The organism is Siccirubricoccus deserti (genome assembly GCF_014283215.1).
GTDB classification, from domain to species: Bacteria; Pseudomonadota; Alphaproteobacteria; order Acetobacterales; family Acetobacteraceae; genus Siccirubricoccus; species Siccirubricoccus deserti.
Genome location: NZ_JACOMF010000106.1, coordinates 1 through 7,948, shown reverse-complemented (window position 1 = coordinate 7,948; position 7,948 = coordinate 1). Strand labels below are relative to the sequence as shown.

Below are 7,948 nucleotides of genomic sequence, written 5' to 3'. Positions count from 1 at the left end.
CCCCTCCATGGCCTGTCGCTTCCACTCGCCCACCATGGTCTGGTGAATGCCGTGCTTGGCCGCCAGCTGCGCCGTCGTCAACTCACCCCGCAGCGCTTCCAAAGCAACCTTCGCCTTGAAATCCGCCAAATACCGCGTCCGCTTGCCCGTCATCCGGGTCCGTCCTTCTCACAGGCGAACCGAGCTTACCCACCTGTCCGAAATCCGGGGACCACCTCAGTCCTTGGCCCTGAAAGAGCTTTCCCGCGTTCCGCGCTGGTCATCCCAGAGCGGCATCCGCCGATCTGCGCCATCGCCGCAGCATGGCATAGCGGCGCCTACACTGAGTTCGGCCCCGACCGCTCCGGCGCGAGTCCATAGCGACCGCCTGAACTATGCACACCAACGGCGCCAACAGCCGTCAGGCAAACGGTCGCCGCTGCACAATAGCAACACCCGGTCGAAGATCGCTTCGCACGAGGCACGCAGGTGTTGAGGCACAGCAATCTGCAAGCTAGTACACCCACGCCCAACTGCGGATTGTATTCTTTGAACATTCTAGGCCTAGCTCGCTTTGCAGCACGGTGCCCCATGTCCATGCTTGCCGGCATATCCGCAACGTTTGCTTTGGATGTCGCTCCCGGTCATGCAGGCATGGACCCACTCCCATTCGGCCCGATGCAGGACCCGCGGACAGCAGGAATTCTGCCACCGGGACTGGCAGCCCCAACGGAGACGCTGCGGCCAGCCCTGGAAGCGCCCGGTGGAAAAGCCTGGGTACGCGGTGAGGTGCCTTCGGGCGTAGTCCGGCCCGACCACGCATTACGCAGCGCAAGCGCCACGGCTGGCATCCGGTTGCCACTGGTCACTGCAACGGGATTCACTTGGGCGGTGAAGCCGACGCTGTCGGCATCAGCGTCGGCCGCGGCGCATCCCGAACGATCGATTGTCTACCCTGGTCTTGGCGTGGCGCTGGGCCAAACAATCTCACTCTCGCTCCCATTTGGCTTGCAGTTCGCGGCGGAAAGCACCGTTGGAGACCGCGTTAGTGTCGGCAGTCTCGCCGGCACGCCAGCATCCTCGGCACTAGCTCTGCGCACGCGGGCGAACCTTTCAACCGAGCTTGCTTGGCCCTTCCTGGGGACACCAATGCGGATTGGCTTCGGCCTGACTACCGCAGGCTTGTTGCCGGGCGGCCCCATCACGGCTGCATATCGGCAGGACGCAGCGGAGTGTGCTGTATCGCTTGAGATTGCAAAGTTAGGCAGTGCGCCGCTTCGCATCTCTGCGCGCTGTCCAGGCTCGGCCGGAACCGTGCCCCCAATCACCGTCGCATTCAGGACAGAGTTCTAACCCGGCTACACGACGTCTGTAACGTTGCGTGTCCGTACTCTCATGGGGGTGCTTGCTCAAGCTCAATCTCCCGAACTGTCCTGCGGACCTCTACCTCATCGTGCGTGGCACCTGCCGCTATGTTCCCGAAAGCGGTGTGCAGCCGGAGGTTCACGTGGCGCCGTCTCCAGGCCGCTCGGCCACGGTGGCGTGGCGCGATTGCAATTGATGATCCAAGTCTAATCATAAAGCGTGCTGTCCCTCGCCACCAACTTCCGCGGCCACGGCCGCTATCCGTAAAAGGGTGGTTCGGCCGGTACCCCTTGGTCTTCCAAACGCATGGCATCTGCTCATACGTGCTCCAAGGCAGCGGGTATCTCGGCCCTGGACGATACCCGGAGCCAGACCTCCGCTCATCCATCCGGTTGCAATTCTAACCTTAAGGTAGAATGATGCTCGATGTATTCTGTATAATAATTGGAATTTGCCGTTCGGACACGGCGCCAGACGGGAGGCAGAGCAGTTGCCGACAGAGGCTATGGTCAGGACAAAACGCCACAGCTTACGGACGCACATCGTTGCGCTCGTAGCATCGGCGCTCCTCCCGGCATTTGCCGTCGGCGCTATCGCCGTGACGGCGGCGGTTGGCAGCTATCGGCAAGCCTTCGATGACCGACTGGAAGGTACCGCGAGGGCGCTGGCAAGCACAGTCAAAGCCGAGATCGACTCCTACGTCCTCGCGCTCACGACGCTGGCCACTGCACACAACCTCGATGAGGACGGCAATCTAAGTTCGTTCCATCAGCGGGCACAGCAGATCGCCGCACGGCTTGGCACCCGCATCTTCGTGGTGGCGCCAGACCTCTCCTTGCTCCTGCACACGAGTTTTTCGGCAGGAACAGTCCTCCCGGAGGGGCAACGGCGAGAGTCCGTCAATGTGGCGCAGCAGGTTTTCGACACCGGCCGCCCGGCGGTCGGCAATCTGCTTCGCGGTCAGGTCACCGGCCGTCACGTTACGGCCATTTACGTTCCGGTTATCAGGGACGGGCGGGTTGTCTTGGCGCTTGGTATCGCGGTGGAACCCGGGCGCATCTCAGCGATACTGGCCGAGCAGACTTTTCGCGAGGGCGGCTATGCATCGCTCGTGGATGGGCAAGGGCAGATCATGGCCCGATCCTCTGAACCTGAGCGGTTTCTCGGCCAGACGATCCGCGATTGGATGACTGACGCCGCCCGCAATAGGGAGGCTGATATCCTTCAAGGCACCAACCAGTCCGGAGCGGAGATCATCACAGCGCTTCAGCAGGTCTCTGGTGCGCCCGGATGGTTTGTCGTAGTCGCCGAGCCTCTGTCGACCTACTACGCGAGCCTGTGGAAGCCGCTCGCCACGCTGGCGTTCGGCGGGCTCGGCAGCTTGGTGCTAGCGCTCAGCGCCGCCATCTGGATCAGCGGACGCATTCTCAGGCCGGTAGACTGGCTGACCAGCAAGGCGGAACGCGTCGCGGCCAGCGGCGGCGCCGCGGAGATCATGCGCGAAGGACCGCCGGTGCGCGTCCGAGAGTTTGAGCGCCTTCGTGTGGCGGTGTTGCAGGCGCACATGGCAATGAAGGCCGACCAAGCGCGAAAGACCCTGCTGATGCGCGAAGTCGACCATCGGGCCAAAAATGTCCTGGCAGTGGTGCAATCGGTGCTGCGCCTTAGCCCACGTGACGAACCAAGGACCTTTGTTGTCGCGGTTGAGGCGAGGATCGCCGCCCTCGGGCGCACCCAGTCGCTCCTGGCGGAAGCGGGAAGGTCTGGCGCCGATCTACGCGTTGTCGTCGAGCAGGAGGTAGCCCCCTACATTCAAGGCCAGGGGCAGGCGCCGCGACTTGCCAGTGTCCTGATCGATGGGCCGCAGGTGGCACTTGCTGCGACTGCGGTGCAGCCGCTTGCCATGGTGCTGCACGAGTTAGCCACGAATGCGGCCAAACATGGTGCGCTCTCCACCTCCGGCGGTACGGTCGAGATACGCTGGTCCGCCGGCCGCAGGATTGGGGAGGACGGCCTGCTGCACCTGCGGTGGGCGGAATCGGGCGGGCCACCAGTCCCCGGTACCCCTTCAAGGCGGGGGTTCGGCTCGCGGGTCATCGAAGCCACGGTGCGTGGGCAGCTTGGTGGCTCGGTGGTACGGCGCTGGGCGCGAACAGGCCTGATCTGCGAGGTCACCGTGCCGCTCGGGCGAATTGTGGTGGTCGCTGAAGCATTTGATCCCGCGAGCATAGCAGCCGCCGCCTGACTGCCAACATCGCGCGGATGGTACGCGCCCGTGATTTCCTGATGTGGCTGGCCTGACGCAGTGCAACATTGGCTTAGCACTGTGTGCGGCTGCCGGCGCAATAGAACACCATGATTGCCCGGGGCTTGACTCATTGCCGGCTGGCGGACGGGATGGCCTTTCACTCAGTGCCGGCCACTACTGTGCTGAGCCCTCTGTCCGGGAGCCGGCCGGCAGTTGCGCTAGGCGCAGTGTGCAGCGCACGCCTTCCGGCTCGAACTGGATATCCGCACCGACTCCTGCTTTCGCTGCCAACCCACGCTCCAGCAGCAGGAGCCGAAGCCTCGCCGCGCAGGCGGCCCGTTTACTCGAGGTCTGCCCCGCTCGGTCCACTCCACGAGCAGGGCGCCGTCGCCACGATCGACGCCATGGCGGACGATGGAGACGCGCCCTCTTCATCTGTCCGGTTGCGCCGCCCTCCTGGTACTCGCATACCGGTTTGGCGTGCGGTGTGGTTCGATCGCAGTGTCCATCACGGGATCGACATGGCTGGTCGCTTGATCTTCATCAAACCTGATCAGGCGTCCCGCCTCAGGACATCGGCGCGATCCAGATGACGGCGCTAGAGGAACCAGGGCCGGGAGTGCGGCGGGCGTGTCGGACTTCGAGAAGACGTTTAGTGTTCCCGCTGGCCATTCACTGCGGCTGGTTCGGACCGGTGCCGCGGTTGGTGGGGCTCCAATCTGGGAGCACGAGGAGCGCGACACCGACGGCAGGCTGGTGGCCATCTACGAGAGTTGGCCCCAAGCGGCCGGCGGCCTAGCCTTCGTCAAATACTCGCCCCATGGTTGGGTGCTCAGCATCTCGGGTCGGTCGCCGCGCCTTCCGCCCCTGAAGCGTTCTGTGCAATCAGTGGCGACGCCAACCTTCACCACGCCCGCCGCGGAGGTTTGACCGGGCTGCCGGGCAAAGGAGGCGCAATGGACCCCCTCGTCGTGCTGGCGATTGGCACAGTTCTGCTCCTGGCAGTTCTGATCGGGCGCATGGTGGCCCATCGTCCCCGCCACCGCAGGAGGAGCGGCGCAGAATGGCGTAGCGCGCACGACAGGCTGGCTCGGCGGCAGGAGACATATCGTTCGGGCGCTACCCCCGTGGACACTCCGCCGTGACCAAGCCGTGCCCGCCAGATCGGTAATGCAGTGTCAGGACTGCGATCCGCGTGAGGCAAGGTGTCTCGGTGCACCTGAGGCCATTTCGGCTGCGGCATGGCGCCGTCTGCTGCGGCATGGCGCCGCCTGAAGGTGCCGACGGCCCGGCACCCTGTCCGAGCCCTTTCGGTGGCGCGTTTGTCCCTGTCAGGTGTCGCGCATCCTGCCGAGGGGATGGAGCGTTCAGAGGGCATGAGCAAGTCCCATCTCCCCCCCATCCCGCCTGCCGGTCGCGCGCCGATCGGCGGCAGTGCCAACGCCAAGTCGGGCGACGAGATGTCCGCCGAGGTCGGCCGGGCGAACAAGGATTCGACCGACCGGCACCTCGGCGAGCAAGGCCGCCAGGGCAACATCAAGCAGAACACCACCAATCAGGGCTACCAGCAGGATCGCTGATCATGTCGAAGCCACATTCCCGCACGACCACGAAGAACAACGACCACTACGGCGGCGGCCCCGGAAGCAGCCACTAAGGCGGCTCGCACGGGCATGCCACGCGCTTTCAGGACAAGGACAACAGCGACACAACGCGGGCGCCCGGCACCCCTACCAACCCCGACCGCTCGCGCGTCTCGGGCGGCGGCGGCGAGAGGGACCGCCACCACGTGCATGACTACAAGAATAAGTCCTGACTGCGTATTGGCCGCACATCGTGCGGCATTCTTGGACTGCGGACCCGCCCACTGGGCGGGATAGCTAACCGGACTCTATGTCACTGGCATCCTATGCGGGAGGCTGCACGTGGAACTGACACGGGAGCAGTTCGAGGTTGCCAAGGCGTGCGGCTGCACCTTTTTCCCCGCCAGCGAGGCACAGGCCCAGCGGCTTGCCATGCAGCGGCGCGTCTTCACCTTGGGCGGAAAGCCATTCCTCGCAACCCGCGACGGCGGCGGCTTCTTCGAAACCCACGCCACGCTGGCGCTGCTGATCGATGGTCATATGCCCGGTCGGGAGCCCAAGCCCGAGGAGACGGCAAAGCAGGCTGAGGCGGCCGACGCCAAGGCTGCTGGGGAAATCGCCGCCGAGCGTGGCGACGCGGGAGGCAGCGGTGCGCAGGTGGTCCCGCGCAGGAGTTCGGCACGGCCGAGGACACCATGGCGGGGCGACAAGCGCGGCGCGTGACGAGGCTTCATCGCTCCTTTCAGGACCACTGCTCAGCCGCGTGCGACCAAACTCCCGATCAGGCGCAGCAACCCTGATGCTCAAGGCCGTGGCCGCTCTGGCCCGAACATCAAACAGGCGATCGGTATGCGGCTACTCGGAGGCTTGCTTGGTCTCGATCTCGTCGAGCACCGCTTCCGGGGCCACATCTTTCTTGATCTCCTTGACCTCAGGGTCAGCGTTCGCCCGAACCCCCGCCCGCTCCGCCATGGCCGTGACGAGTTCCACCAGCTTCGTCAGTTCGTGTTCGGTGAGCAGGCTAATGTGTAGGTCGAGGTCGGCGCGCTTGTCCGCCGCCGCCGCCATGCGGTTTTGACTGATCAGCACGAAGGTGGACAGACGAAGGTGGACAGAAAGATTGCCTCCACCGACGCCGCCATCGCCAGGACGACGAAGGACGGGTCGAACCTGGGCACGCCGGGCACGACACCGAGGTTGACCAGTATCCAAGCACTATAGAGCGCAAGGTGGACGTAGACGAAGCGCATGCTCCCCGTGAAGCGGGTGATCGCCTCGGCGATGCGCGTCTCTGTCGGAGCGGCGGCGGCCTCCTGCTTTCGGCGGTCCTCAAGAGCTTGAATGTTCCGCCTGAGGGCACTGTTCAGGTCATCGGGTTTCGGTGGCGGGACCGTTGGCGTTGGCTTTTCCATGCAGTACAATCCCGGCTGCGAAGAGGCGTGTAGCGCCGCTGCTGGGCTGTTTCGCCCTTCGGCAGCCGGATAATGGACCATCCTCCGTCTTGGTTCCTGCCGCTGGTCAACAAGCGATGACGGGATGGCGAATGGCTAGGGCTGCTGACTGCGCCCTCGACATGCCGCACGGCCCTTACGCCATGCCCTCTCGATCCAGCGCGCCGCGTGCTCAAGTGGGCTCTTGAGCCAGGGAACGTCGTCGCTCATGAGGGCCAACCCGAGCGGGAGCATCCAGAGGCCAAGGACGGGCAAGATGGAGAAGACTCCTCCAGCGATAAGCAGCGCGGCGCAGAGCAGCCGTGGCCACCGCCGCGGCGGGTGACGCAGCCACTCAACTGCCGATCTGCCCCGCATAGGCAGCTTGGCCAGAATGTGCGCGATCCTTGCGTCCCAGGCGGCAGCGGTGCTGGCGCTCATTCGCTAAAACCCGACTCGTGTGAAAAAGGCACCTTTACCGTCATCGCTCGTAGCCACGTCTGGGCGGAACACCAGACCGCTCTATTGAGCCCGCGAGGCAAAAGACTTGGGCTGCTCGGCAGAGCCGTCAGCCCCACCCTAACCGGCGCACCGTGGTATTTCCGCCCTATGGCGCCTCTCGCAATCATCGTAGCCCTAAGAAGGATAGGACAGCGACCACCACGACCACGAGGCCGACAATGTAGATAATGTTGTTCATGGCTGTTGTTCTCCGATCAGGGACGACTGTGTTGATGGCTTCCCAAGGGGAAAATATCGCGGCAGACCGAGGCGTCAGCGGGTGATCCGATCAACACCACGATCTATGCTGCGGCCAGTGCGTTCAGCCGGCCCCTCGCGCTGGCATGCCGCTAACATGACGAGCGGAGCTAGGATCAGCAGCATCAGGCGTGCAATGTGGCGCATTCTGTGGTCTTCCATTGTGACCGTTTCAAATCTCGTGTCCGCCGTTCGGCAGAAGGTGAGGATCAGGAATCACGGTGGCGGACCGCGCAGCGGCGATCATCGCCGCAACAATTCAGCGAATCAGTCTTTGACCTTGTCTGCCACGTCCTTAACGCCGCCGACCGTGCTCTGGGCCGAGCCCTTGGCCTTGTCGACCTTCCCCTCAGCCTGGGCTTTCGTGTCGCCCGTTGCCGAGCCTACCGCGCCCTTCACAGCGCCCTTCGCTTTGTTAGCCGCACCTGAGAGCCCATCCGGGAAGTTTCGATTCACGCTGAGGGCTTTCTGGCCAGCCGGCGGAGCATGATGCGGATCATTGCCATGCGGACGAAGGCGGCGGCGATGCGGCAGTGTCGCTCGAAGTCGCGGGCGAGGCGGCGGTTGCGGCTGATCCAACCGAT

The 7,948-nt window shown here is 64.2% G+C and carries 7 protein-coding genes and 1 pseudogene; 3 read left to right on the top strand and 5 right to left on the bottom strand.

The genetic code is table 11. The annotated features are described in order from the left end of the window. The coding region (locus H7965_RS27625; protein ID WP_186773716.1) for a transposase at positions 1–153 on the bottom strand (153 nt) is incomplete at its 3' end. A gap of 1,681 nt (positions 154–1,834) precedes the next feature. Here H7965_RS27625 and H7965_RS27620 point away from each other — a divergent pair. From H7965_RS27620 to H7965_RS27610, 3 genes are all read left to right on the top strand, one after another. Beyond that, positions 1,835–3,589 (top strand): sensor histidine kinase, encoded by a 1,755-nt coding sequence (locus H7965_RS27620; RefSeq protein ID WP_186773749.1) that lies wholly within the window; start codon positions 1,835–1,837, stop codon positions 3,587–3,589. 1,316 nt (positions 3,590–4,905) lie between these two features. Next, on the top strand, positions 4,906–5,172 hold the full coding sequence (locus H7965_RS27615; RefSeq protein WP_261394411.1) for a hypothetical protein: 267 nt from the start codon (positions 4,906–4,908) through the stop codon (positions 5,170–5,172). Positions 5,173–5,517: 345 nt separating this feature from the next. After that, complete coding sequence (locus H7965_RS27610) at positions 5,518–5,898, top strand: hypothetical protein (RefSeq protein ID WP_186773748.1); 381 nt, start codon at positions 5,518–5,520, stop codon at positions 5,896–5,898. Between the two features lie 132 nt (positions 5,899–6,030). Here the strand turns inward: H7965_RS27610 and H7965_RS31430 are convergent, their stop codons facing one another. From H7965_RS31430 to H7965_RS32320, 4 genes and pseudogenes are all read right to left on the bottom strand, one after another. Continuing rightward, entirely contained in the window at positions 6,031–6,243 is a 213-nt protein-coding gene (locus H7965_RS31430) for a hypothetical protein (RefSeq protein ID WP_261394410.1), read from the bottom strand. Positions 6,244–6,257: 14 nt separating this feature from the next. Continuing rightward, complete coding sequence (locus H7965_RS31425; RefSeq protein ID WP_261394409.1) at positions 6,258–6,587, bottom strand: DUF1003 domain-containing protein; 330 nt, start codon at positions 6,585–6,587, stop codon at positions 6,258–6,260. A gap of 1,044 nt (positions 6,588–7,631) precedes the next feature. Then, on the bottom strand, positions 7,632–7,820 hold the full coding sequence (locus tag H7965_RS31420; protein WP_186773747.1) for a CsbD family protein: 189 nt from the start codon (positions 7,818–7,820) through the stop codon (positions 7,632–7,634). After that, positions 7,817–7,948 (bottom strand): annotated as a pseudogene (locus tag H7965_RS32320) (IS5 family transposase); the annotation flags it as partial. The pseudogene H7965_RS32320 and the gene H7965_RS31420, both read right to left, overlap by 4 nt.

Excerpts from the sequence above, each read along its gene's own strand:
- H7965_RS31430 (WP_261394410.1), bottom strand. The coding sequence starts at position 6,243 with ATGGCGGCGGCGGCGGACAAGCGCGCCGACCTCGACCTACACATTAGC.
- H7965_RS31425 (WP_261394409.1), bottom strand. The coding sequence starts at position 6,587 with ATGGAAAAGCCAACGCCAACGGTCCCGCCACCGAAACCCGATGACCTG.